The sequence below is a fragment of the Maridesulfovibrio bastinii DSM 16055 genome (genome assembly GCF_000429985.1).
Taxonomy (GTDB): Bacteria; Desulfobacterota; Desulfovibrionia; order Desulfovibrionales; family Desulfovibrionaceae; genus Maridesulfovibrio; species Maridesulfovibrio bastinii.
The window spans coordinates 187932-214280 of record NZ_AUCX01000005.1 but is presented as its reverse complement, the minus strand read 5'-3'; the positions used below and the strand labels follow the sequence as shown (position 1 = coordinate 214280).

Here is a 26349-nt window from a genome sequence, read left to right as displayed (position 1 = left end):
TCCGGGTCGAGTGTTTAATCCTTTGTCACTTCACGAATATTGACTGTCATCTCGGCACCGCAACAGGCAGCCTTGGCTGTCAGCGGCAGGGCTGTATTCCAGCCGAGAGATTCAAGCCTTCCCCAGACGGATGCCGAAACATCCCTTCTGGGCTCTGCCATCCAGATTTTACCACCGGGCTTTAAAGCATGGCGGAAAAGTCTTTCCAGCGGATCGAAAAATCTTTTTTCATATAATATATCCCCGCCCCATATAAAGTCTACGGATCCGGGTTTTAGCGCATGTTCACGCCAGTCCATCTGCATCCACAGCGGCTGGGGGACATTGTTTTTAAAAGCATTTCTTCTGGCAAAATGCAGCGGAGCAAATTCATAATCAAAAGCGACAACATCAGCTCCAAGCCCGGAAGCAATAACAGCCGTAAGCCCCAGTCCGCAGCCGAGGTCAAGGCATTTAGAGCCTTTCAGGTCTTCAGCCCGGGCAACAAGCCATTCTCCAAGCAGAACGCTTGCAGGCCATAATTCGGCCCAGTATGGAAGCCTCTCGTCTTCTCCAAAATCGTTCTCACCGATTTCATTCCATAAAGTTTCAAGATCGGAGGTACGCTCAAGTTTCCAGCTAACCCCGGCAACCTCAACAGCTAAAACTTCAATTGATCCTTGTAACGGGTCGAATGTCATCTCTTTTGCAGTCCCACACGGTCAAAATGGCTTCCAATTCAGTTTTCATACTAAATCACTTCCTAAAAATTAATCAATTGCGTATGCCTTTTTTCGCCAAAACACAACCCTGCGTAACACTCGCACAAAAGATCAAAAGGAGATAAAAAAATTTCATCATTTAAAATTTTCTGATAATCATAAAAAGTAATCAAAAAAGTGATGCTCTGAAGGCTTTTTTTTATTGTAAATGGATGCTATCAGGATGCAGCTTTTAAATACGATTTTTTACAAAAAAACAAAAAATTAATATCCTTTTTTGCACAGGAGGCGACATGATCCCTAAAGAACTTCTTTATGCGAAATCTCACGAATGGCTCAAACTGGACGGAGAAACCGCAACAATCGGCATCACACAGTTTGCTCAGGAACAGCTTGGCGACCTTACTTTTATCGAACTTCCTCAGGAAGGCGATACTTTTGAAGAAGGCGACGAATGCGGCTCTATCGAATCTGTTAAAGCTGCAAGTGAGCTTTACGCTCCGGTTGCAATGGAAGTTATCGAGGTTAACCCCGAGCTTGAAGATGCTCCTGAAAAAGTTAATGAAGATCCCTACAATGCAGGCTGGATGCTTAAAGTCAAAGTAACCGGAGATACCTCCGCTCTCCTTGACGCTGCAGCATACGAAAAGCTTGTTGAAGAGGAAGCTCACTAGAAGCTTTAATCAACAAATATAGTAAGATATAACCTTCCCCGCCCGCCTGATGGTAGACGGGGAAGTAGTGTTTCAGGGCTGCCACAATATTATAGAACAATATAAGCAGCATTTTTATCGAAGCAACTTTTACGGAGGACAAGAAATGCCTTACGTTCCTCATTCCCCGGAAGAAGTCCGGGAGATGCTTGAAGTAATCGGCGTGAGTACCGTGGAAGACCTCTTTGCTGAAATCCCGGCTGAATTCAGGCCAAAAAGTTTTGACCTGCCTGAAGGCAAAAGCGAAATGGAAGTCCTCGACAGACTTGAGCATCTCGCCGCAAAGAACACCACAAACATGACCAGCTTTCTCGGAGCAGGTTTTTACGATCACTTCATCCCTTCAGCCGTTGACGCTTTAAGCTCACGCGGTGAATTCTACACTGCCTACACACCATATCAGCCTGAAGCCGCTCAAGGTACTCTGCAGGCTATTTTCGAATATCAGACCGCCATGACCAGACTCATGGGCCTGCCTTATGCCAACGCTTCTGTTTATGATGGTGGAACAGCTCTCTATGAAGCAGCAATGATGGCTGTCAGAAAAACAAGACGCCGCAAAATCATTGTCAGTGAAGGACTCAACCCTATTTACAGGGTCATGCTTGATTCCTACACAACCAACCTGAATCTTGAGCTGGTTACAATTCCCCACAAAAACGGTGCAACCGACATTAAAGCCATCTCGGCAGCAATCGATAAAGAAACCGCCGCAGTTCTGGTGCAGAATCCGAACTTCTTCGGCAGTATCAACGATTTCACAGATCTTTTCAAAACTGTGCACGAGAACAAAGCAGTAGCTGTAATGTCGACCTACCCGGTTATGCAGTCAGTTCTTAAAACTCCCGGAGACATGGGTGCGGACATCGCTGTAGCCGATGGCCAGAGCCTTGGACAGCCCCTTTCATTCGGTGGACCTTACCTCGGAATAATGACCTGCAATAAAACTCTGGTCAGGCAGATGCCCGGACGTATGGCCGGACGCACAACCGATACCGAAGGACGCACAGGATATGTTCTGACACTTCAGGCCCGCGAACAGCATATCAGAAGGCATAAAGCCACTTCCAATATCTGCTCCAATCAGGCTCTCTGCGCTTTGCGTGCTCTCATCCATCTCTGCCTGCTGGGCGAAGAAGGACTGCGCCGCACCGCGGGTCTTTCCATTGAAAGAGCCCACTACGCAGCAGAACGACTGACAGCTATTGACGGAGTGGAGCTGTTCACCGAAGGACCTTTCGGAAACGAATTTGCAATTACACTTCCGGTAAATGCTTACGAAGTCATAGACGCCCTCACCGAGCGTTCAATAATTCCGGGCTTCCCCATAGGCCGCTATTACGAAGGTATGGAAAAAGGACTTCTGGTGGCCTGCACTGAAAAGACAACCGAAGAACAGATCGGAATCTTCGCTGAAATTCTGCGGGGTACACTCTCATGACAACAGTATTTAAAAAATCCGTTCCCGGCCGCGAAGGCGTCTGGCCTGCAAAGCCCAAAAAAGATGTATCTGAATTCATTCCTGCAGAACTTCTGAGAGACAGCGCAGGAATGCCTTCTCTTTCAGAACTGGATGTAGTCCGTCATTTCACCCGTCTTTCTCTCAAGAACTACGGTGTTGACGGCAATTTCTATCCTCTCGGTTCCTGCACAATGAAATACAATCCCAAGTTCACCGAAAAAGCTGCCGCACTGCCCGGTTTTGCAAGACTGCACCCGGTAATGCCACAGCTTAAAGGTGCCGGACGCCATTGTCAGGGTGCTCTTGAAGTTGTTTATGAAACCGAACAGCTTCTCAGCGAAATAACAGGTATGTCAGGATTCACACTCCAGCCTATGGCCGGTGCTCATGGAGAACTGACCGGAGCAATGCTTATTGCCGCTTATCATAAAGATAAAGGCAATAAAAAAACTAAAGTCATCTGCCCGGACTCCGCACATGGAACCAACCCGGCATCGGCAACAATTGCCGGTTTTGAAGTTATCAGCATTGAATCCAAAGACGGCATAATCTCACCTGAAGCTCTTGCAGAAGTCCTTGATGACGATGTTGCAGCTCTGATGATGACTTGCCCCAACACTCTCGGACTATTCGAGACCCATCTCCCCGAAATAGTAAAGATGCTTCATGAAAAGGACGCTCTGCTCTACTATGACGGCGCAAACCTCAATGCCATCATGGGTAAACTGAGAGTTGGAGATGCCGGATTTGATGTTGTTCACGTCAACCTGCATAAAACTTTTGCAACTCCGCACGGTGGAGGAGGTCCCGGTTCAGGTCCGGTTGGCGTAAGCGAAAAGCTGCTGCCCTATCTGCCTATCTCCCGGGTTAAAAAGCTGGAAGACGGTTCCTTCTATCTGGACTACAACTATCCAAAATCCATAGGATACATCGCTCCTTTCTACGGAAGCTTCGGTGTTTTCCTTAAAGCATACGCATACATTCTCCGTCTTGGACGTGAAGGCATTGTCAGAGCTTCTGAAAACGCGGTTCTTAACGCCAACTACATGCGCAAAAAACTCGAAGATTACTTTGAGATTCCTTACAACAAGCTCTGCATGCACGAGTTCGTCTCCTCTGCTGCAAAGCAGGCTGAAAACGGAGTTCGCGCTCTTGATATAGCCAAAGCTCTGCTCGACAAGGGCTACCATGCCCCGACCATCTACTTCCCGCTGATTGTCAAGGAATGCATGATGATCGAACCGACTGAGACAGAAAGCAAAGCCACCATGGATGCGTTCATTGACGATCTTATTGAGATTGCCCAGATAGCCGAGACTGATCCCGATGCATTGCATGCAGCCCCGATCTATCTTCCAGCTTCAAGACTCGATGAAACAGCAGCAGCCAGAAATATGGAGCTTACTGATGACATCGGCTGATTTCCCTACTGAAAACAGGAAATATCAGGTCGTTGTAATCGGTGCCGGCCCCGGTGGTTTTGATGCTGCTGTTGAAGCGGCTTCAAGCGGCCTTAAAGTTGCGCTTATCGAAAAAAATCTTCTTGGCGGAACCTGCCTCAATGCGGGATGTATTCCAACCAAGCTTTATATCGGTGCGACAGCTCCTGTTCATGATCTTGCAGCTCAGGCCAAGGTTAAAGTAGCTTCCGGTGAAATAAATGTGGATATGGGCAAACTGCTCACCCGCAAGGATAAATTCATCGGTGCCACACGCAAAGCCATGGCCCAGAAGCTGAAAGCTCTGGGTATTGATCTGTATCAGGGTACTGCTGAAATCATCGGCAATAACTCGGTTAAAATTGAATCACCCATTGATACGGCTGACCTTGAGTATGAAAACCTCATCATTGCCACCGGTACACACCCGACTTCATTTCCCGGCGTTGAGCCGGATGGTGAAGCCGTGCTGGACTCAACAGGTTTTCTGGAACTTGCCGAAATGCCTGAAAGCCTTCTGGTTATCGGTGCAGGATTCATCGGTCTTGAAATGGCTCAGATTGCCAGCCGCATGGGATCAAAAATAACAGTTGTTGATGCCATGGATCGGATTGCGGTTCAGGAAGACCCGGAAGTAGGCAAAACCCTGCATTCCATCTTCAAGCGCAGCAAATGGGATATCCGTACCGGAGTAAAAGTAGCTTCTGTTAAAACCGTTGACGGGCAGGCTGTGCTTGAAACCGCTGACGGTGAAACAATTACTGCCGGCAAAGCTCTGGTTGCTATCGGCAGAAGACCTAATTCCAAAGATATCGGCCTTGAGAAGGCAGGCATTGAAACAGCAGGACCGGGTTATATTAAGGTTGATGAAAACCTTGAAGCCGCTCCTTCAATTTATGCCATTGGCGATATAAACGGAATTACCCTCCTGGCTCATGCTGCCAGCCATCAGGCCGGTTATGTTGTCAGACGCATAACAGGAGAGGAAAAAGGCCCTTATGCCCCCGGACCGATGCCTTCCATCCTTTATGGAGCACCGGAAGCGATGCGCGTAGGATCAATGATCTCCGAACTTGAAGGCAAAGGTAAAGTGGAAGTCTCAAGCTCCCCTCTGGCAGCCAACCCGATAGCTCAGGCATACGCATCCACTCAGGGATTTGTAAAAGTTGTCTGGCTTGACGGAAAAGTTGCAGGGGTAACAGCTGTAGGGCATCACGTTTCCTCGCTGACAACCGCGGCAGCAATAATGGTTCAGGAAGAATGGAAGAAAGAAGATCTTAATAAGATAATCTTCCCCCATCCCACTCTCGATGAAGCGTTGCTCGCAGCCTTAAAAGCGGATCGCAAAGAAATATAATAAAGACTGCCTGAACCCGTTACAGGGTTCAGACAGTTTAGGAACCCAAACAGTTCCTTAAAATATAAAATCCCTTTTGGAATTTCTCCAGAAGGGATTTTATATTGCTGTGATATTTTTATGTGTTACAGCCGGAGCTATAATTAAAAGCCTGCCAATTGCTAATCGCAATCACCTGCGGCAAAACGCTCTATTTCATCCAGCCTGTTCAAATAATCCTGCTGATAAAGAGCTCCGTTGGCGGTAAAATTCAGCGCTGTTTTTCTATGCTCTTCACACCAGATGGTCAGTGCCGGATTACGATGGATTCTTCCATAAATTTTAATCATGTGCAGAGTATTATGACACACCGGGGTATATGCTCCGGTTTCAACTAAAAGATCTGTATAATCGGTATTTAAATCAATAAAAAATGCCCCTACAGCTCTGGCGCAAAGATAGTTTGCTCCGGAGCTCAGCATTTCGAGCATTCTGTTCCTTTCAGGAAATTCCGGTTTCCAAGGACTGGACCATTCTTCCGGTATTTGCTCAGCAGCTGTATAACTGATTTTTCCTGTTTTTTCGAAAGCCAATATTTTATCCGCCAGCACCGGCCACATGGAACCGATATGCTCAACATCCCTGCTGGCATGAAGGTCTGTAATGCGATCATTTTCCTCTTTAATTTCAAATTTTAAAAAGGGGCAATGTGATTCGATAATTTTTTCTGAGCCATTCCAGATTCCGGCAAATATTTTATCAAGCTCTATCACATGAAGATTCCTGAACTCAGCGCTCCACTCCGCAATGATTGCAGCAGCAGACTGCCAGAGACTGTCCCAGCCTTCGAGATATGAATACGGGGCAGGGCCAAAAGCGGGATAATGGGAAAGACGTTTGATCAGTATCAGCGGGACATCGTTGAAACGTTCCATGAATAATTTAAGCATATCGTGATAGCGTTTCAGATAGGTAGCAGGATTTACTCTGATCATTCCGAAACAACCCTTCATCCATGCTTCAATGTCAGGATATTTCTGCCAGATTTTAGGATCAGTAAAAAAGATATATTTATCTTTGTTGTGAATAAAAAGAGGACTGTTCTCATGAAAAAGGTTCATAACCACAAGTGAAGGATAGGCTTCAGAGTTACCAATCATTTCAAACTGGTTGCGAAAATTTCTGCCATAGCAGTAATCATCAAAAATGGAGTCTTTATCAACTTCAGCTAATTCATGGGGAATCGTACCGGGTGAACTGCAATAGGTAACAGGTGAGGCCAGAACCCGATAATCTCCACCGGCATCCCTATCAGCCATAGCACGATTGAGGAAATCCATTTGACAGTTGCCAAGAAAGTAACGCATTATTTTATCCGTGGTTAAGGCTTTAATATTTCATGATTTGAACCGATTGCAGGCATCTCGTCAAGCATCACCGCAATATGAATAAACTTACAGTTGAAACATTTATTTTAGGACCGCTGGATACAAACTCCTATCTGCTGACCTGCGGTGGTGAAAGTATTCTCATTGACTGTCCGCCCGCCCCGCAAAGACTTGCTGCGGCAGTTAAAGAAAGAGATATTAATCTGAAAGCCATTTACCTGACCCACTTGCACTTTGACCACATGGGAGGAGTCAAACAGCTATCAGAGCAGACCGGAGCCGACATCTATGCGAACATGGCCGACGCTTATCTGGCTGATGTTAAAGTTAAATTCGGTGGATCAAAGGAATTTAGGTCAGACACAGGATTTAAATATGAAAACATAGAACCGGGCAGGTATACTGTACTTGGTCTGCCCATGCTTGTTCTTGATACCCCCGGACATACTCCCGGCAGTGTTTCATATTTTTTCCCCGGCGCAGGGTGCGTTTTTACCGGGGATCTGATTTTTATGATTTCAGTAGGTCGCACGGACTTTCCCGGTGGGGATTCGCAAACTCTGCTTGATTCTATACAAAACAGGATATTTATTCTTCCTGATGAAACCAGAATTTATTCAGGCCATGGTCCTATGACAACCGTAGCTTTTGAAAAAGAAAACAATCCCATGTTTTTAAAGGATTAAACAGCTGACATTGAGGTTTTATTACCTTATAGTTATAAACTATCAAACGACATAACACCTCTTAAAATAATGTTAAAATATCTTAGCACTTTTCTTTTAATAATCATGACAGCTGTAACCTGCTTTGCCGGTAATATTAAAGTTACAGTATATTCAGATGAAGCTTATCCTCCATACTCTTATAAAGAAGATGGCAGGCCCGTTGGTATTTATACTGAGATCATGCAGAAAATATTCAGCGAAATGCATGGATATGACATAACAATAAAGCCTATGCCATGGAAGAGAGGACTTAAATATATTGAAAGTGGTAAAGGCTTTGCAATCTACCCACCATATAAATATCCGGACAAAAGACCTTATTTCGGTATTTATTCCGAACCAATACTCAATGAGCAAGTTGTCCTGATCTGCCGCAACCAGATACATACCAAAAAGCGGATAAGATGGCCTGAAGATTTTGAAGATGTGACCATCGGTATAAACAGAGGATTCGTAATGGGCGGCAAAAAATTTCTGGCCGCCAAAGCCAAAAACAGAATTAAAATAGACGAAGCTGACAGCAATAAAATGAATATTATAAAACTGTTGAGGGGCAGAATTGACTGTTATCTCAATGGCAATCTATCCGTGATATGGACAATGAATAAAATGATGGAATCAGGAGAACTTCCAGAGGATACCTCCAGCAGAATTCATTATTCGGATTATTCTACAACGGAGCATGGATATCTCGGAATAACAGGAAGAGATAACGGAGCTTATCCTTTTAAGGCTGATTTTATTAAACAGTTCAACAAAATCTTAAAAAGGCTCAAAGCAGACGGAACCATAAAAGAAATTGAAACGGAATTTATAATCAGAAAAGGGATACGTCCGATACTTCACATTCCGCACCACTCCAAAAATTTCAACATACAAAATTAGACGGATACAGCTCTAAACCAAATAAAAAAGGTCCGAGGTTTTCACCTTCGGACCTTTTCCTTTGCAAAACGAAAAAACTTACTAATCCAAGCCAAGTTCTTTTTTGATATAATCAAAATCCAGATGTGAAGCAACCAGTTCTGCTCCATGCTTAACTTTGGCAGAATCCCTGAGCTTATGCCGTGAAAGGATATCTTCCATCTTTTTGGCCACAGAAAAAGTATCGTCACGAACCATGATAATTGGAGTGCCGAGAACTTCAGAACGGGTTAAAATAATATCATTCGGATACAGGTTACCGGTCAGCACAAGACAAGGGCATTCACCTTCAAGCGCTACCAGTTGAACATCCGAACGGTCACCACCGACGATGACGGCAGAATTACGCTGTCTGCGGAAATGGGTCATAAAGTTTTCAACCTGCATTGTTCCGATAAGAAAACTTTCAACAGGGTGAGCGACTTTTCCATGTGCGGAGATAATTTTACCCCCGAGCCTGTCAGCAAGATCAGTCACTTTTATGGTTCCCATAAACGGATCTTTGGGAATTACCCCGAGGACTTTAACACCTTTGCTTTCCAGAAATGGTTTTATCAGGGTTGTGATCTCGTCCATAAAAGACGGCGGGATGTCGTTTAAAACCACACCGGCAAGATTATCACCCAGAGATTCTTTGAGGACAACAAGATAGTCATAATTAAGTTCTTTCTGAAACCTGTCGATAACAATGGACTTAACTCCGAGAGTTTTAACGAGATGAATTCCGTCAACTCCGCAGTATTTTCCTGAATACATCGAACCGGACCCGGCTATCAGCGTAAGATCCTTATTGGCACTGATATTTTCATAGCCTTCAACTATCGGTGCAACGTGGTCTTCAACTCTTCCGTTGAAAGCCTGAACCTTGAAATCATGGGTAACGACAACAGGAGTAACATCAGCCGGTTCTCCTGAAACTCCAAGAACCTGCTGCATGAAAAAAGCATCTTCATCACCAAGTTTTCCATTTAATTCAACGGGGATAGCGCCGACTGGCTTCATATATCCGAGTCTGAGACCTTCTTTCTGGAATCTCAGTCCAAGTCCCATGACGATCATATTTTTCCCGGAATACCCACTGGTAGACCCTATATAAAGACCGGGCATGATCATTCCTCCATTATGGTTGTAATTTATTTATCCTACAGTCATACGCATATTAGCGACAACTGCACCATCGGGACCCGCTATGACAGGATTAAATTCTGCTTCCTGAATTTCCGGAAGATCAGTCGCCATCTGGGATATCATCAGAAGAATATCTTCTATTGCTCCAAGATCGGCAGACTCACCGGAATCAACTCCCCGCAGGATGGGGTAGGCTTTGATTTCTCTGATCATTTCCTGAGCGTCATTTAAAGAGAGCGGTGCCAGCCTTGAGGATACATCACCAAGCATGTCAGCGTGAAGACCTGCGAGAGAAAATGTTATAACCGGACCGAATTGCGGGTCCCTGCGAAATTTAATTACAGCTTCCTGAGCATTTTCAGGCCCCATAGCCTGAACAAGACAACCATGAATATAGGCGTCCTTGCATCTTCTGGCTGCAAGTGAAGTTATATTTAAAAAAGCTTTACGCAACTCGGCAGGACTTTCAATACCAGTCATGATAAGCCCGAGTTCACCCTTGCGGCTTATCTGCGGAGAAGCGATTTTTAAAACAACCGGATAACCGATGCGTTTTGCGGCCTTAACAGCCTGATTGGAAGTTCTGGCTAGTATCGTCTCCGGAATAGGGAGTTCATAGGCGGAAGCCAGATTCTGGGCATCGAGTTCAACAAGTTCATTGAGTCCGATTCTTGTATAAGTTTCAACAACAGAGCGAGCTTTGGTTATATCACGCCTGAAGCAGACATCAATCGGGCATTCCCTGTTCTGCCAGCGATGGCACTGATACATGGCATCAAGACAGCGAACCGCTGTTTCAGGATATTCATAGCACGGAATTTTAGCTTCAAGAAGTTTTCTGCGGGCCTCAGCGACACTGTCGCGTCCCATAAGGCAGGCTATCACAGGCTTTCTCGTATTTCTGGAAGCCTTGATGATTTCATCGGCGATTCCATTTATCTGATCATGAATATTAGCGGCAGGAGTAAGGATAACGATAATAGCATTAAATCTGTCATCTTCAGCGACAACTTCCATTGTCCGTGCGTATGTCTCCGTTCCGGCTTCCCCGACCATATCCACCGGATTATAAAAAGATGCATACGAAGGCAGAAAGCTTCTCATCTTCTCTATGGATTCCGGTAAGGGGCGTGAAATGCTAAGATTTCCCTTTTCGCACATATCCGCCGCGATGATTCCCGGGCCTCCTGAATTGGTCACAATAGCTACACTCGGTCCCTCAGGCAGCGGCTGAAAAGAAAAGGCTCTGGCCATATTGAACATATCTTCAATATCCACAGCTTTTAATATCCCCGACTGTCTGAAGGCAGCGTCATAAGCCATTGCAGCTCCGGTAAGAGCCCCGGCATGAGCCGAAGCGGCCTGCGCGCCATCCGGAGTTTCACCGGCCCTGAGAAGAATAAACGGTTTTTTGGCCGTAGCATCCTGAGCGATTCTCACAAAATCCTGACCGTCTTCAAGATTTTCACAATATCCCAGAATAACTTTTGTTCCCGGATCAGAGGCCAGATAGCGAAGCATTCTTGATTCACTTAAAACAGCCTTATTGCCCAGACTCAAAAATTTCGAAAAACCTAAAAATTCAGAATTTGCCCAGTCCACAGCGGTACAGCATACTGCGCCTGAGTGAGCAAAAAAGGAAATATTTCCCTCACGGGCAAAACTTTCAAAAAGACTGGCGTTCATGGATAGCTCAGTATTCATCATCCCGTAGCAGTTCGGTCCAAGAACAGCCATATCACTGGCCTTGGCAATCCGGGCCAGCCTTCGTTCGAGCATATATCCTTCTTTACCGGTCTCGCCAAAGCCGGGAGAAGTAACTATAGCTGACCTGACAGGACGGTCTCCTAAAATTTCAAGAGCTTTGAGGGCCTCGGTTGGCGGAAGACAGATTATTGCCAGATCGGTGAATCTGGGTATATCACAGACCTCTTTGCAGGCCTTGAGCCCCAAAACTTCTTCACCTTTAGGATTGACGGGGAATATTTTACCTTTATATCCTGAAGCCAGAAGATTGGCTGTAACAGCATGTCCGGTCGTTCCCGGTTCGGGAGTTGCCCCGATAACGGCTATCGTATCAGGCTCAAAAAGAGCTTTAAGATGTAGATCAATTTGCATTTCTACCTAAAACCAAGTGGGTTTATTTCAATGGAAGACGAATATTTGCGCCTTCAGCAAGGTATTCACTATCGATTTTCTCAAGTCAAGCATTTAACCACGGCACTGACCCACAGTTCATGGGCCAACGAGCAGCAGAATACTGCTCAGGACAACGAACGCCTTGAATTTCTCGGCGACGCCGTTCTTGAATTATGCGTCACAGAAGAACTTTTCAAGCGTTTTCCTCAAGCGCATGAAGGTCAGTTAACCAAGATACGCTCTAATCTCGTTAAAGAAAAGAGTCTTGCCACCATAGCAAATGAACTGGGTCTTGACGAATTTCTTCTGCTCGGACGTGGAGAAGAGGCTCAGGGAGGACGTACAAGATCATCTCTTCTGGCGGATACCATGGAAGCAGTCCTCGGAGCAGTTTTTCTGGATAGCGACTATGCGACAGTAAAGGAATTAATTCTTAGACTTATGGAAGATAAATGGCCGGAACATGCCGATATAGAAAGTAGAAAAGACTATAAAAGCAATCTTCAGGAACAGACTCAGCTGCTGTTTAAAGAAAGACCGGTCTACCATCTCACAGGAACCGTAGGCCCTGAACACGGCAAAATTTTTCAGGTAAAAATAATACTTCCCGAAGGTGAAGAATTTGAAGCGGAAGGAACAAGCCTGAAAAAAGCAGAACAGAATGCGGCCAGAACAGCAATGGACTATCTTAAAGACCGCATGGATGAATTTAATGAAAACAAGGCCTGATTGCAGAACTCTCAGTTTTTTGCACTAAGAAAAGGACTGGGAGACGGTGATCAGCCGTCTCCGCAGTCCCTAATCATTAGCCTATATCCCATAGCGTTAACCGCTTATGAGCTGCATTGCCATCTTCGGCAGGGAGTTTGCCTGAGCAAGCATCGCTACTGAAGACTGTGTGAGAATCTGGTTTCTGACGAATTCTGTCATTTCAGTTGCTACGTCAACGTCAGAAATTCGTGATTCTGAGGCCTGAACGTTTTCAGCCTGAATAGAAAGGTTTGTGATTGTGTTTTCCAGCCTGTTCTGCATGGCACCGAGGTTAGCACGGATTTTATCCTTGGAGACAATCGCCGCCTGAATCTTATCAAGTGCCTGCTGTGCCAGTTCCTGGGTAGAGATGGCTGTCTGTACACCAAGAGCTGAAGCTGTGGATGTGCCGATTGAGATGTAGTAATAATCTTCAGCACTGTCGTTTCCGGTTCCGAAATGGACTTTCATAGGTCCTGTTGAATGGAGTCCGGAACCGTCATGGGTACCGGCTTCACCGGAAAGGTTACCATTAAGAAGATGAATTCCGTTGAAGTCAGTTGCGTTGGCTATTCGGGTAATTTCCGAGGCCATTGCCTGAAATTCTGAATCAATGATGAGACGCTGTGAAGAGTTGTAAGTACCGGTTGATGCCTGAGTTGCAAGCTCTTTCATTCTGATGAGCTTTTCGTCGACTACCTGCAGCGCACCGTCAGCTGTCTGGATCATTGAAATAGCATCATTAGCGTTTCTGATTCCCTGATGCAGAGATTTAACATCTGCACGCATGAGTTCGCGAATTGCGAGTCCTGCGGCGTCATCAGCAGCTGTTCCAACACGAAGACCTGATGAAAGTCTGCGGGTGGAAACTCCGAGTCTATCATAAGAACTCTGAAGGTTTCTGCTGGCATTCATTGCCATGAGGTTATGGTTAATGGCTAAGGACATAAAGTGAACCTCCTTGTTATTCACAAAAATCCGTTTTAATTAACGTTTCTTAAGCATTGGGCGTGCCAAACATAGTTTTATTAATTAAAACAAGTATTTATATATCTAAATATTTTCTAGACTTTTGAATATAACGCTTGAAAGTCATTTTTTTCCCGCTATTCCAGCCTCAGAGCGTCAAAATTTTCCTCATATAGCTTTTAATATCTTAATAACATTAAGTTTTATTAATAAAATCTACATTTCTAAACGCATTGATCCCCTATAAACAACCGCTATCCGGGGCATGTGGTCAAAAATTCCGCATCCCATTTTAAACGGCTTTCAGCCTGCAAAATGATCAGATTATCTCTGCATTCAAAACAGCAACCAGCTCCACTTTCAAAAGTTCAGACTCTGAAAAGTTATACAGTCAAAATTTCAACCAGATTAGTTTTCCGAAGTTCAGGCTTTAGAAAAATTTGCGACCAAAATTTAAGGCTGCTCGACTTTCTGGAGTTCAATTGCGGAAAATATTACGGGAGAACAAAGAGAAACCCCCTCTTTCGGATACGGCATTCCGAGAGAGGGGGTTCACCAATTACCGGAAGAGTCAGGTCCGGAAATTGAAAGTGATAACAAGGAGTTTCTGATCTATGGGTTCGCATCTTTATGATGCGTTAATCAGCTTATTTATATTTCCCGGACGGGTCAGGTCCGGGAAATATTCAAGACGTTATTTAATCAATTACCTCTTAAGCTGGATAAGGTCTCCAAGCATACTGTCAGTGGTAGTGATAACCTTGGAGTTTGCCTGGAATCCACGCTGAGTGGTAATCATATTAACAAATTCAACAGCCAGATCGACGTTTGACATTTCCAGCGAGTTGGAAGAGATGCTTCCCTTTCCACCAGTGTTTGGCAGCCCGGTAAGGGCATCGCCGGATTCTCTGGTTTCCGAGAAAAGGTTGCCTCCTTCTCTGCGCAGCCCCCACTGGTTATTGAAATCCGCAAGGGTCAGCACATAGAGTTCAAGAATCTGCCCGTTGGAATATCGACCAGTAAGAACCCCGTCTCTGCTCACAGAAACATTCTGCAGAAAACCTGCGGTATAACCGTCCTGAGACTGGAAAAGAGTTGTTGAACCTGTGCTGTAACTGGTTGTGGCCAGCGCACTTGTTTCTACTTCCCCAAAGTTCGGGATCCTGGTTATGTCGGTAATATCCGTTCCGATCATTCCGGCATTTGAAATACCCGAGGCTCCGATATCCCAGCCCTTTGTCACTCCACTTCCGGACAAATCCTTATTGGAAAGACCGAAATTCATTTCCATGCTCACGGCTTCCGTCTGGTTCGTGAAGTCCGCATTGGAAGTTGAAAGGAAGTTGGCTGTCAAAACCGGGAAACCATCCTGAGAAAAGTTTGCCAGACTCCAGTTGGAGAGATCCTTTACCCCTGTTGCGCTGGTTCCGCTCTTGAGTGTGAAGGCGGACATTCCGGTCATATCACCGGCAGCGTTGAAGGTCATAGTTCCAGTCATAAGAATACCGGCTGCGGAAGTACTGTTAAGGCGGGTACTGCCGTCACTGGCAATACGTCCGTCTTCTGAAGGATCTGAGGTTACCATGTATTCCCAGACCTTTTTTCCGCCGGCATTGCTCAATGTGACCTGATCAAAATAAACTGTCAGGTTATGAGCTGAACCGTTGGCGTCATAAGTTTTAATGGTGGACTGGTAACTGTAGGCATTATTCCCGAGAGGTGGCTCCTGATTACCATTCCATGCTTCAAAAAGTGAAAAATAGGGGTTGGTTGCACTTGTAGAACGGCTGGCTTCCTTGGAATCAAGGTTACTTATCATGTTAACCCTTGATGTCGCCATTGGAGGAGACTGGAAGTTTTCAAGCCTGATATCAGTGGGAACTCCAACGGTTCTGACCTGATTGGAAGTTGAAACACTGTCGCTGGTGGCAACCTGAGTACTTTCGTTCTGCACCTGCCATCCCTGAAGAACGTAGCCATGAGGGTCGGTAAGGTAACCGTCTTTATCAAAGCGGAAGTTACCGGCTCTGGTATAGTATGAGCTTTCCTCGTCCTTAGGTTTTACTATGAAAAAGCCGTCACCGCCGATGGCAAGGTCTGTTGATTCAGATGTGGTTTCAAAGGACCCCTGTGCAAAATCGGCGTAAATAGCACCGACCTGAACACCTCGTCCGACCTGTGCGATACCTGTTGCAGTGGACATATCCTGACTTATGGCATCTTCAAAGTGCATCTTGGCACTTTTGAATCCCACGGTATTGACGTTAGCGATGTTGTTACCAAGAACCGACATCTTGTCGCCGTGAGCCTGAAGCCCGGTTATTCCTGAGAACAATGATGCTGACAAACCCATAATTTTTCCTCCTTGTATTCTCTGATAAAATCCTGGCTATTCATCAGAGAGCGACCAATAAGCCTGTGCCGTCAGGCTTTTAACCCGGTGTTAATCCTAACTTTATGATTCATCGGTTGAAGAATCATCATCAGATGAATCATCAGAAGAATCATCATCTGAAGAATCGTCACCGGAGGTATCATCACCGGATGTATCATCACCGGTAGTACCGTCTCCGGTAGTATCGTTCGGATCGTCAACAACCGTTGGGTTTACGATCTCCTTAACATTCAGGAAGTTGATATAACGTCCGTCTTTAAGGTGCAGATACTGCCCGGTTTCATCCGAGACGACGCCTGAGACTTCACCACTGACTTCGGTTTTGATCATTACCGGGTTACCATCCGCATCTTCTGCGGCCATACCGATACTGTAAACTCCGTCAGGGCACTGCTTTCCTTCCCAGTTCTTTCCATCCCAGGCGTATTCAAATGTACCTTCTCCCTTGGAGCCGAGCTGTTCGGTCCGGACAAGGTTGTTATTTTTGTCGTAAATATTGATATAAGCATTGGCTACAGGCTCACCCAGTCCATAAAAGACCTTGCTGATCTTATCGCCGTCTATGCTTATGTTGTAACCTTCAGCCTGAACGCTCTTGCCGATAAAGTTAACCGCAGAAACCATCTGCTGCTGGTTGTTCTGTGCTGCCATGGATTCAAGGTTGTCGTTAACAGTAGTCAACTGTTCCAGACTGGAGAACTGAGCCATCTGAGCGATAAACTCTTTATCTTCCATCGGATTGACAGGATCCTGATTCTGCATCTGCGCCATAAGGAGCTTGAGAAAATCGTCCTTGTCGAGATCAGCTTTATGTTCAGGCTGGTTGCTTGCAGCCATTTCAGCTTCTGCCCGACCAAGTATGCTGTTGAATCCTACGTATGGCATCTTACACCTCTTAACTCTTATTTATCCGCACTTAAAAAAACTTAAGCGTTCTTAATGGAGAAAGTTCAAAAAAAATCAGCTTCTTTTCAGCAGTTCCTTTTGCCGGTCTCCGCGCTTAAAAAACTTAAGCCTTCTTAAGCGACAATATGCAGACCGCTCTGGGAAATTATTGCCTTTCCACTCATAGGTTGCATATCCTGGGCCAAAGAGCTTCCACCGGAGTTAACTGACCGCCAACGCTTAACAATTCCTAACATTGTATCATGATTTTGCTGGGCATTATTGTGCTGATCCGCACCCTGCCATGAAGACTGGGTCTGCCCGTCGGCAAGATTGGTCTGAACATCCAGTTTATCAACCTTCAGTCCCTGCTGCTCAAGGGCCGCACGGATTTTATCAACCTGATCTGAGATGAGTCTTGCCGAATCAGGATTATCTGCCCGAATAACAGCATTTACTTCTTTATTCTTAACCTGAAGCATGACGTTAACACTGCCAAGCTCCACAGGATTAAGCTTAAGAACCAGTTGTTTTGAACCGTTTCCTAAATTTCTGAAAATTCCGTTCTGTACCTGCTCAAGCACATTGGATCGGGCAGCTTTTTCCCACATAGGACTGGTTTTGGCACTATCAACCAATTTGGAAAGATTAGCGTTTGCATTATTAAGCCCGGCGCCCATCATTTTTTCGAGACCACCCATACCGGATTCAGAATCGGTACGGATTTTTCCGAAGAAATCGGACCATGCCTTTGAGTCTGATGAATCGTTTAAAAGATCATCCAGCCAGTGATTACCCTGACGGGAATCATCCTGATCCTGACCACCTGCGGCCTGCTGTCCGTTACTGTCCGGATTTTTCTGATTATTTTCCTGATTCTGCTGCTGCCCGTTGCCCTGAGCATCTTTGGCTAAGTCTTTAGCTGCTCCGAGGGAATCTTTTATAGTTGTGGCATCAGCCATTTTAACAATACTTGGAGACTGATCGCTCTCCCGGCTCATGGCATTATGAAGCTTTTCTCCCACAAGTTTGGAGAGATCGGCATCTTTGGATTTTTCCTGCTGAGCCAGCTTTTCGAGTTCGGTTTTCAAAGAGGAAAAAGCATTGCGCAGATCGGCCACATTTGTATCATTTTTAGTCAGAAGAGCTTTTATCTTTTTGGCATCTGAACCACTCAACTTGAAAAGTCTGGTAAGGGTATCAGCTTCTTCACTTGAAAAACTGATTTTCTCATCGCCAGAAAGCGATGACAGCTTCTGTGAAATAGCATTCATGAAGCTTTTATAGTTTCCATTGGTCAGGTCGGAAATAAGTTCTTTGCTTTCTTTCAGATTAAAACCAAGCTTGGAAAGCATGGAATCCACATTCTGTAAATCTGTCGGAGAAAGGTTAAGCCCCTTGACGCTTTGCAGCATTTCGGTAAGCCCCATAACGAGCTGTCCGTAAGTAAGACCTTCATCACTGTAGACCTTCTCTTCCAGTTCGTTGATATCTTTTTCCTTGAGGCCTCTCTTTTTCAGACCTTCCTTGATATCATTCCAATCTTCCCTGCTTACTTCCATATCCTGAGGAGGAGTATCAACATCACTTATGGAAACTTCACTGGCAGCCTCTTTTACATAATCAATAGATTCAACATTGATATTGCTTGAAAGACCTCCCATAACACTGCTGGTGTCATTCATGAGAGTGCTTGCAGCCCCGTCAAAGGAATGCATGAAATTATCGAACATTGCTGAACGATATGAACTTTCAAGATCCGGGCTGCTGTTAAGCAGTCCGCTATATTCCTGAATATCCTGATTGAGATGTGGAAGTATTTTCATATTATGGCTCCTCGCCTGTATTGTATTCACAAGGCGTGCCAAAAATAAAATACTTATATTTAAATATATTACATAAAAGACGAGCTTAAAAACAGGGCAAATTATTCCTTAATTTTTATCAAGAAGAAAAAATCAGCTACTTACTTGAACCAGCTTTTCAAGAATATTTAAGACCTCGGACCAACCCTTTTTAGAATAATCGCAGTTCTGGAGCAGAAGATGAACATAACCGGTAAAAGATCTTAAAATAAGAGGTGTTGAGTCCCAGAATTCATCAGCGAGAATCTGTCCTTTAAATAATCCTCGGCTGAATTGTTTACCAAGTAAGGGAAGGTGTTTTTTTAATTTTCCTGCGGGGAGTGGATATTTTTCCTGAAATTTGTTCCATGAAGCAGAAGCAGTCTCAACAGTAACAAGACCATGAATATACATAAAAAATGATGACCAGAATTCAGACAGGAAAAAATTGGCTGAAAATTTAGATTTGTTAAGACATGACAGACTATAAAGACCGTGGGAATTTCTGCCGGACCGATAAAGGTCCTGCCCGCAAAGATTCATTTTTTCAGCTGAGCTGTCTGTCCGGATGAGACTCCCGGCGATAAAAGCCACTTTTGCCGGGGTGAAAACGTCATGGCAGTAGAGCCTGTCTCTGGTACAGCTCCAGCAGCCTCTGGCACAGCTCATGTTTGAACGCAGGACATAATTTCCGGGTTGATAAGGACCTGTTTCATGAGGATTAACATTGCCCATGGAAAGATTGAGCACTTTAAGCCCTGTCCATGAAGCAAGATGCATGGGACCGGTATCAGGAGTTATGAGGATTTGCAGCGATTGTCCCACCGCAGCAAGTTCACCCAGATTAAGTCTGCCGGACATATCAAGCACAGGACCACCGAAAATGCGGGCAACTTCAGCTCCCATACCTTTCTCAAGCGGACCGCCGAAAAGCACTGGACGGAAACCCCTGTTCAAAAATTCTCTGCAAAGCCCGGCCCAGAATTCAACTGTAGGACGTTTGGAGATTTCACTTGCTCCAAGAAAAAGCCCCACCCTTTTCGAGCCCCTACTTAAAGTTCTGGGGACCGGCCATCCTGTTTTCTGCATCAACGAAAGAGGAATAATATCAAGGGCATTAAGATCAGCCCAGTGGAAAAGATTATGGCGGTTGTTCTGCACAATGGCCGCACGGTACAGCTGCCAGTTTCCCTTAATTCTCACTGAACCGTCGGCATCCATAAACGGCCCCAGCAGAGTTTCCGTATCAAGCGAATAAGCCAGTTGTGCGGCTTCATTGCGAATGCTCAGATTTATAACAGCCTCAAACTTTTCTTTCTTAACAACTGAGGCCCTGTTCCATGGGATATAAGTAGCTCGCGGGCTTATTGACATTAGGGGGCGGAAAAAATTTTCCTCGGCAACAACCCATACAGGATGCCCCGGAAAAATCCGTTCCAGCCACAAAAAAAGAGGAAATGAAAGTATCAGGTCTCCCATGCGCTGCATCTGGAGAATCAGAACAGGACGTTTACTCATACTGGCACTATATATAATTGTTCAGGGTAATTCCATCCATAATACATCATTATAAAAATTGCCCTTTTGCTCCTAAATTTCAAACAGCGGAGCTAGAAGGGCAATCTTGAATATCTGACTAAAAAAACAGTCTCTATCAGTTTTCTCTTATCTCTGATGGCTTTGAGGTATCTTCACCCTCTACACACCCTTCATCAGGATCTCTGTGCCCGAAAATTCTTCTGAATATGGAAATAAAATCTTCAAGAATCATATATAATGAAGGCACCAGTATAAGAGTGATTAAAGTAGCGAAGAGGATTCCGAATCCCAGTGAAATAGCCATTGGAATAAGAAAACGGGCCTGCCTTGAGGTTTCTGCTATCATTGGGGCCAGCCCGCCGAAAGTAGTTACAGTTGTAAGCATGATGGGCCTGAATCTTGATGCTCCGGCATTAAGCACCGCATCATGGGCGCAATGGCCCTTGCGTCTCAGGACGTTGGCCGTATCGATAAGAACCAGTGAATCGTTGACCACCACTCCACTCAGGGCAACAATTCCGAACATGGACATCAGGCTCAGACTATAGCCTAAAAGAGCATGCCCGATAACAGCTCCGACTATTCCAAAAGGAATACTGACCATAATAATCAGCGGCTGAAAATAGCTTTTAAATGGAATTGCCAGCAAAGCATATATAACCAGCATTGCCATAAACAGTCCTTGAATCAGACTGTTCACACTGTCTTTAAGGTCAGCCTGTTTGCCTTCAAAACTATAGGTCAACCCCGGATAGCGGGACACAAGCTCCGGCATTATATCTTTGGTGACGGAAGCCATAACCTGAGATGTTTCTTTTCTGGGAGTGACATCCCCGCTTACAGTAACAATCCTGCGCCCGTTACGCCTGTTTATTATGGTGTATGAACGGCCGTATTTAATTTTTACAACCTGCCGCAGCGGTACGAATCTGCCATCAGGAGTGCGGATCATCATTTCTTCAAGATTATACTCAAGAGCACGCTCTTTCTCAGGAAGGCGAACCATGACCTTGACCTCATTACGGCCACGCTGCTGGCGCAGAACTTCCGCACCGTAGTATGCGGCACGTACCTGTGACGCAACCATTTTAGGAGTAAGTCCCAGACTTAGTCCCTCAGGCAGAATTTCAAAATCAAGCTGCCTTTTTCCCGGTGTATATCCTGAATCAATATCCTTGACTTTTGGGTAGAAAGACAGGGCCGCAGCAAGTTCTTCCGCTGCTTCTTCTAAAGTTTTAACATCAGAATGGCTGAGTTCAATTTCCAATGAAGCGCCGTGTCCCGGACCGCCACGATCCGATTCAAAAAGCATGGTTTTAACGCCGGGTATATCACCAACCGCCCTGCGCCATTCACTGGTAAACTGATCCGTTGAAATGGGCCTTACATCAGATTTTGTAAGATAAACCTGAACACGCAGCACATGCGGTCCGCTGGTGCTGCCATCCGAACCCCCTATTCTGGTATATATTCCTGATACCAGCTTATCCCCGCCGTGTTTTTCAGCAACATCACGGGCGGCTTTGACTACGATATCATGTACTTTTTCAGTCTTTTCCACTGCTGTGCCGTAAGGCATGGTCAAAGTCAGATATGAGTAATCAGATTCTATTTTCGGAAAAAGGGTGAATCCCAGTCTTCCACTTGCTACATAAGCCCCTGAAAGAATAAGAATGGCAAGTCCGGCAGCAAAAGTTGTATATTTCCAGCTTACTGCACGATCAAGAAACGGCCTGTAAACTTTATTAATAAAAGTCAGCAGCCCGTTGGAAACATGATTCTGATATCTGATTATTCCGGACATGAGTCTGCCGGGTTTACGATTGCTGGTATGGCTCAGGTGTGCCGGAAGAATAAAAATACTCTCAATAAGGGAAACAGAAAAAACAGAAATAACAACTATGGGAATCATTTTAAAAATCTTACCCATAAATCCCGGAACAAAAAACAGCGGCATAAAAGCTACAATATTGGTGAGCACACTGAATACGACAGGCATACATATTTCTTTTGCACCGCGTATTGCAGCATCACTCCATGACATCCCCTTCTGCCGGTAGGTATAAACATTTTCTCCGACAACGATAGCATCATCAACCACGATACCAAGAGAAATAATAAAGGCGAACATTGTGATCATGTTGATGCTGGTATCAAAATAAGGAAGGATGACCATTGAACCCAGAAAAGAAATGGGAATACCCAGAGCAACCCAGAAAGCCAGCCGCGGATCAAGAAACAGAGCCAGAAAAATAAAAACAAGTCCCAGCCCCATATAGCCGTTTCTTAAAAGCAGATCGATGCGTTCCTTGAAAATATCGGATAAATCATTGCGGACATCCACATGCACGCCGGCAGGGAGCCTTTTATTAAATTCCAAAAGCTTTTTATGGGTAGCCTCAGATACCGTTATAGGAGTCTGGTCTCCAATTCTGTAGACATCAATTCTTACAGCCGGCTTCTTGTTAAACAGGGTTACCGAATCTTCATCCTGAAAATCCTCTTTTACATTGGCAATATCTTCCAGATAAAGCTCGGTTCCGTCATCACCGGTGATAACGGGGACCCTTGCAAAATCACGGGCGTAATCCTTGCGTTCCTTAATACGAACAAGAATTTCACCGGATGAAGATTTTACTCCGCCACCGGGCAGCTCCACTGCGGAATCAGCAAGCCTGTCCGCGACTTCATGGAGAGTAAGATTATACGCCCGCAGTTTTTCCTGAGGTATTTCAATAGAAATCTGAAGTCCGTTGGCGTCATGGAGTTCAACCTGAGTTATACCGGGATCGCTTATCAGCTCCTGACGCAATTCCTCAGCAACATTTCTCAGAACATGCAGATTTTCATTACCTGAAACAAGCAGCGACAAAACCTGACGTTTACGGGAAGAAACTTTGATTACCGGATCTTCCGAATCTTCAGGAAAAGAGGTTATCCGGTCAACTTCGTTCTGAATATCCTGTGAAAGCTGCTGAAGGTCAGCCCCTTCCACGGCTTCTACCATAACAGTACCGGAGCCTTCGTTGGCGGTTGAAGTAACTTCATCAACTCCGTCAAGACCCATGACAGCTTCTTCAACGGCAAGTACTATTCCCTGCTCCACTTCTTCCGGGCTTGAACCGGGATAAGCAACGGATATCGTGACTGTGTCAGTATCAAATTCAGGAAAAACCTCCTGCTTGATATTCAAAGCCATGATCAGTCCACCGACAAGAAAAACAATCATCAGCAGATTTGCGGCCACGGAATTACCGGCCATCCAGGCAATCGGCCCTCCGGAATATTTAGACTGATCAGCCATTATGGTTCCTCGCGGCAAGGCTTTCGGATTCCCGCAGTTTCATACCTTCGAGAGGTGCCGGAATATCGGTAAGGACAAGTCTTTCTCCGGGGGTGAGTCCTTTTTTGACATAGATATATTTGCTATCGCGCCATACGGAATCGACCCTGCGGACTTCCAGCGTGTTATCCGGTTTCATTATCCAGACAGTATTGTTATCCCTGAAAGCATCACGGGGGATGACATAGACATCCTCAAGTACACCGCTGTCAATTCTTACCCGGACATAGCTATCGAGCAAAAGTTTTGGAATATTCTTAACCCGGTCAAGATTAAAAGGGTCTGCAACAGAAATGATAACTCTGGACATCCGTCCCTTTTCTTCCAGCGAAGGCAGCAAACGCACAACCTCACCACGTTTGTCAGAAAATGTATTTTCACCATTTACCGCAATTTCGACATCCGAACCTTTCAGCCCGCTTTCATTATCGGGAAAGCTTATCCGGCGCAGACGGTCTACAGGAACAGTTGCCAGAATCCATGCTTCATCAGTTCCAACCAGATGGGCAAGGGTCTGCTGAGAGCTTACTATGGAGCCAAGATCAACCGAGCGGCTTACAACCTGAGCTGAAAATGGAGCTTTTATCCTTGTTCTGGAAAGATCAATGTTTGCAGCCCTTAACTTTGAGCGGGCTGATTCAAGATCAGCTCTGGCTTTTTCAAGATGGGGTTTTCTAAGAGCCAGATCAGAACTGCCGGAACCGGCCTTACCGGTACTTTCACCAAGAAGCTTCCATTCACGTCCGGCTACTTTCTGATGTCCGAGTTCTATTTTCAAATTATATTCAGCTTCTGTGACTACTGCCTGCTGCTGCTTTACCGCCAGCTCATAATCTATCGGATCGATACGCAGTATTTCCTGCCCTTTTTTGAATAAACCGCCCGGAATAAATGAACTGCTCACAGAAATAATCTTACCTGAAACCTGCGATCCAAGATTAATCTCGCGCGCCGGTTCTACAGTTCCCATGGCTTCCGTCCATATCCGGGAATTTTCCGGTTTTAGATAGGTAACTTCGACAACAGGGACCGGAACTTTCGGTGCCTTTTTATGAGCAACAGGCTTGGTCATTATCATGGTATAGGCCCCGACCGCGGCTATAGCCAGAATGACGAGCGGAATAACGGCCTTCAAACCTATATTGATAATTTCATTCATGCGGTGTTTAGCCATCACTTTTTATCCTTTGCTGATTCAGCCTTTTTCCCGGTTTCAGGAAGCGGATTTTTAAGACGTTCTGTCCAGCCTCCGCCAAGAGAGCGGTACAACTCAACCCGGTAAAGCAGAAGATCACCGCGATCTCCAGCCAGATTCAATTCAAGATCCTGAACACTGGAAAGACCGCTCAATACGGGCAGATAATCTTCAAGCCCCTGAAGGTAACGAGAACCGGCCTCATTGAAATTATTCCGGGCAGCTTTGAGCTGATCTTCTGTAGCTGTGATATATTTTTCCTGCCATGTTTCATTGATCATAGCGTTTTCAACTTCGTTCAAGGCCGTGTAAACAACGGACTTATAGTCTTCCAGACGTTCCTGAACCACCGCACGGGATTTATCCACTTCAGCCGAGCGGTATCCACCGTCAAAAATAGGTCCGGTAATAGAAGCCGCAAGACCTATAGCCCAGCCGTTGAAAAGCGTGGCCAGCTGTTCGCCGATAAAAGCGCTGTTGGCACTTATAGTGAAAGATGGCAGCCTGTTGGCGCGGGCTTCGGCAACGTCCCAATCCGATGAACGGACTCTGATCCCTGCGGCACGGACATCAGGCCGATATGCCAGCAGCTTTGAAGGGATTCCCGACTCCGGTTTCGGAGGAAGTTCCGGCAATTTTTCTTCCGCAACTTTAAGTGTTCCTGCCGGTCTGCCAAGAAGCAGGGCAAGCTCGTTGATTAAAGTTCTCTCCCGCGCTTCTATGGGAGGAATTTTAGCCTTTATCCGGGCGACCTGTTCACGCTGCTGAAAAACATCAAGAGCGGTGGCCAGAGAATTTCTGAAACGCAGCTCAAGCAGATCAAGATATGTTCTGTTTGTTTCAACCTGCTTAAGCAGAATTTTTATTTCTTCACGTCTGGTCTGTATCTCAATCCATCTGCTGACGACTTCAGCTGCAACTGTCATGGCCGCGGCGTTAACATCTTCCCGTGAAGCAAAAGCATTAAGTTCACCGGCTTTGGCCTGAGCCTCGACACGACCCCAGAAATCAAACTCATAAGCAGCGGTCAGCCCCAGCTCATGATTTTCTGTTTCAGTTATTTTTTTTGAGGCACTGTTTTCACTGCCCGTTTTACGGTAAGAATAATCAGCATTTCCATTAAGGCTCGGCAGTTTATCGGCTCCGGCCTGAACAGCGGCCGCATTAGCCTGCTTCAATCTTGCCCATGCTTTTCTGATATCGAAATTTTTTTCAAGAGCTTCTTTTACAAGTATATCAAGATCGGAACTGCCGAAGTTTTTCCACCACTCGTCCGAAGTTGTTCCGTTTTCTGAGTAAAGGCTGTATGTTTTCGGTAAATCAATCTTGGAAAGATCTCTGTTGTCCGGCCTGAAAGGTGAACAACCACAGATAAGCAGTGTCACCAGAGCTAGATAAAGAAATCTTTTTCCATTTTCCGGCATTGTTTGATTCTCCCTGACTTTTGTATATGTTATTTATACATGGAATG

19 protein-coding genes are annotated in these 26349 nt (G+C 45.3%); 7 read left to right on the top strand and 12 right to left on the bottom strand.

Annotated features, from left to right (window positions below):
* Positions 1-14: 14 nt before the first annotated feature.
* On the bottom strand, positions 15-680 hold the full coding sequence (locus tag G496_RS0100935; protein WP_027177616.1) for a class I SAM-dependent methyltransferase: 666 nt from the start codon (positions 678-680) through the stop codon (positions 15-17).
* A 314-nt stretch (positions 681-994) separates the two neighbouring features.
* Here G496_RS0100935 and gcvH point away from each other — a divergent pair, with 314 nt between their 5' ends.
* From gcvH to G496_RS0100915, 4 genes are all read left to right on the top strand, one after another.
* Complete coding sequence (gcvH, locus tag G496_RS0100930; protein WP_027177615.1) at positions 995-1375, top strand: glycine cleavage system protein GcvH; 381 nt, start codon at positions 995-997, stop codon at positions 1373-1375.
* 145 nt (positions 1376-1520) lie between these two features.
* Positions 1521-2855, top strand: coding sequence for an aminomethyl-transferring glycine dehydrogenase subunit GcvPA (gene gcvPA, locus G496_RS0100925; protein WP_027177614.1), 1335 nt, complete (start codon positions 1521-1523; stop codon positions 2853-2855).
* A complete protein-coding gene (gcvPB, locus tag G496_RS0100920; protein WP_027177613.1) occupies positions 2852-4297 on the top strand; it encodes an aminomethyl-transferring glycine dehydrogenase subunit GcvPB in 1446 nt (481 codons plus the stop codon). The genes gcvPA and gcvPB overlap by 4 nt, the downstream gene beginning before the upstream one ends.
* On the top strand, positions 4284-5672 hold the full coding sequence (locus tag G496_RS0100915) for a dihydrolipoyl dehydrogenase family protein (protein WP_051294743.1): 1389 nt from the start codon (positions 4284-4286) through the stop codon (positions 5670-5672). Before gcvPB ends, G496_RS0100915 begins: the two co-directional genes overlap by 14 nt.
* A 161-nt stretch (positions 5673-5833) precedes the next feature.
* Here G496_RS0100915 and G496_RS0100910 read toward each other — a convergent pair whose 3' ends face one another.
* A complete protein-coding gene (locus G496_RS0100910) occupies positions 5834-7018 on the bottom strand; it encodes a hypothetical protein (protein WP_027177611.1) in 1185 nt (394 codons plus the stop codon).
* Between the two features lie 77 nt (positions 7019-7095).
* Here G496_RS0100910 and G496_RS0100905 point away from each other — a divergent pair, with 77 nt between their 5' ends.
* Together G496_RS0100905 and G496_RS18415 are read left to right on the top strand one after the other, a co-directional pair.
* Positions 7096-7725 carry an MBL fold metallo-hydrolase gene (locus G496_RS0100905; RefSeq protein WP_027177610.1) on the top strand — a complete coding sequence of 210 codons (630 nt, stop codon included), beginning with the start codon at positions 7096-7098 and terminating at the stop codon, positions 7723-7725.
* Positions 7726-7794: 69 nt separating this feature from the next.
* The gene (locus G496_RS18415) at positions 7795-8652 is read left to right on the top strand and encodes a substrate-binding periplasmic protein (RefSeq protein WP_084407453.1); all 858 of its coding nucleotides are present in this window, start codon (positions 7795-7797) and stop codon (positions 8650-8652) included.
* Between the two features lie 81 nt (positions 8653-8733).
* Here G496_RS18415 and G496_RS0100895 read toward each other — a convergent pair whose 3' ends face one another.
* A complete protein-coding gene (locus G496_RS0100895) occupies positions 8734-9798 on the bottom strand; it encodes a phosphotransacetylase family protein (protein WP_027177609.1) in 1065 nt (354 codons plus the stop codon).
* A gap of 30 nt (positions 9799-9828) precedes the next feature.
* Entirely contained in the window at positions 9829-11937 is a 2109-nt protein-coding gene (locus G496_RS0100890; protein ID WP_027177608.1) for an acetate--CoA ligase family protein, read from the bottom strand.
* A gap of 30 nt (positions 11938-11967) precedes the next feature.
* Here G496_RS0100890 and rnc point away from each other — a divergent pair, with 30 nt between their 5' ends.
* Entirely contained in the window at positions 11968-12687 is a 720-nt protein-coding gene (gene rnc / locus G496_RS0100885; RefSeq protein WP_027177607.1) for a ribonuclease III, read from the top strand.
* A 96-nt stretch (positions 12688-12783) separates the two neighbouring features.
* Here the strand turns inward: rnc and G496_RS0100880 are convergent, their stop codons facing one another.
* The 8 genes from G496_RS0100880 to G496_RS18405 form a co-directional block, all read right to left on the bottom strand.
* Positions 12784-13656 (bottom strand): flagellin N-terminal helical domain-containing protein, encoded by an 873-nt coding sequence (locus G496_RS0100880; protein WP_027177606.1) that lies wholly within the window; start codon positions 13654-13656, stop codon positions 12784-12786.
* 727 nt (positions 13657-14383) lie between these two features.
* Positions 14384-16030: a flagellar hook protein FlgE gene (locus G496_RS0100870; protein WP_027177604.1), complete on the bottom strand. Its 1647-nt coding sequence runs from the start codon at positions 16028-16030 to the stop codon at positions 14384-14386.
* Positions 16031-16132: 102 nt separating this feature from the next.
* Positions 16133-16957 carry a flagellar hook assembly protein FlgD gene (locus G496_RS0100865; RefSeq protein ID WP_027177603.1) on the bottom strand — a complete coding sequence of 275 codons (825 nt, stop codon included), beginning with the start codon at positions 16955-16957 and terminating at the stop codon, positions 16133-16135.
* A gap of 134 nt (positions 16958-17091) precedes the next feature.
* Positions 17092-18783 carry a flagellar hook-length control protein FliK gene (locus tag G496_RS0100855; RefSeq protein ID WP_027177602.1) on the bottom strand — a complete coding sequence of 564 codons (1692 nt, stop codon included), beginning with the start codon at positions 18781-18783 and terminating at the stop codon, positions 17092-17094.
* A 132-nt stretch (positions 18784-18915) separates the two neighbouring features.
* Complete coding sequence (locus G496_RS0100850; RefSeq protein ID WP_027177601.1) at positions 18916-20319, bottom strand: glycosyltransferase family 9 protein; 1404 nt, start codon at positions 20317-20319, stop codon at positions 18916-18918.
* Positions 20320-20455: 136 nt separating this feature from the next.
* A complete protein-coding gene (locus G496_RS18410) occupies positions 20456-23644 on the bottom strand; it encodes an efflux RND transporter permease subunit (protein ID WP_084407452.1) in 3189 nt (1062 codons plus the stop codon).
* The gene (locus G496_RS0100840) at positions 23637-24857 is read right to left on the bottom strand and encodes an efflux RND transporter periplasmic adaptor subunit (protein WP_027177600.1); all 1221 of its coding nucleotides are present in this window, start codon (positions 24855-24857) and stop codon (positions 23637-23639) included. The genes G496_RS18410 and G496_RS0100840 overlap by 8 nt, the downstream gene beginning before the upstream one ends.
* Entirely contained in the window at positions 24857-26302 is a 1446-nt protein-coding gene (locus G496_RS18405) for an efflux transporter outer membrane subunit (protein WP_051294741.1), read from the bottom strand. The genes G496_RS0100840 and G496_RS18405 overlap by 1 nt, the downstream gene beginning before the upstream one ends.
* Between the last annotated feature and the right edge of the window lie 47 nt (positions 26303-26349).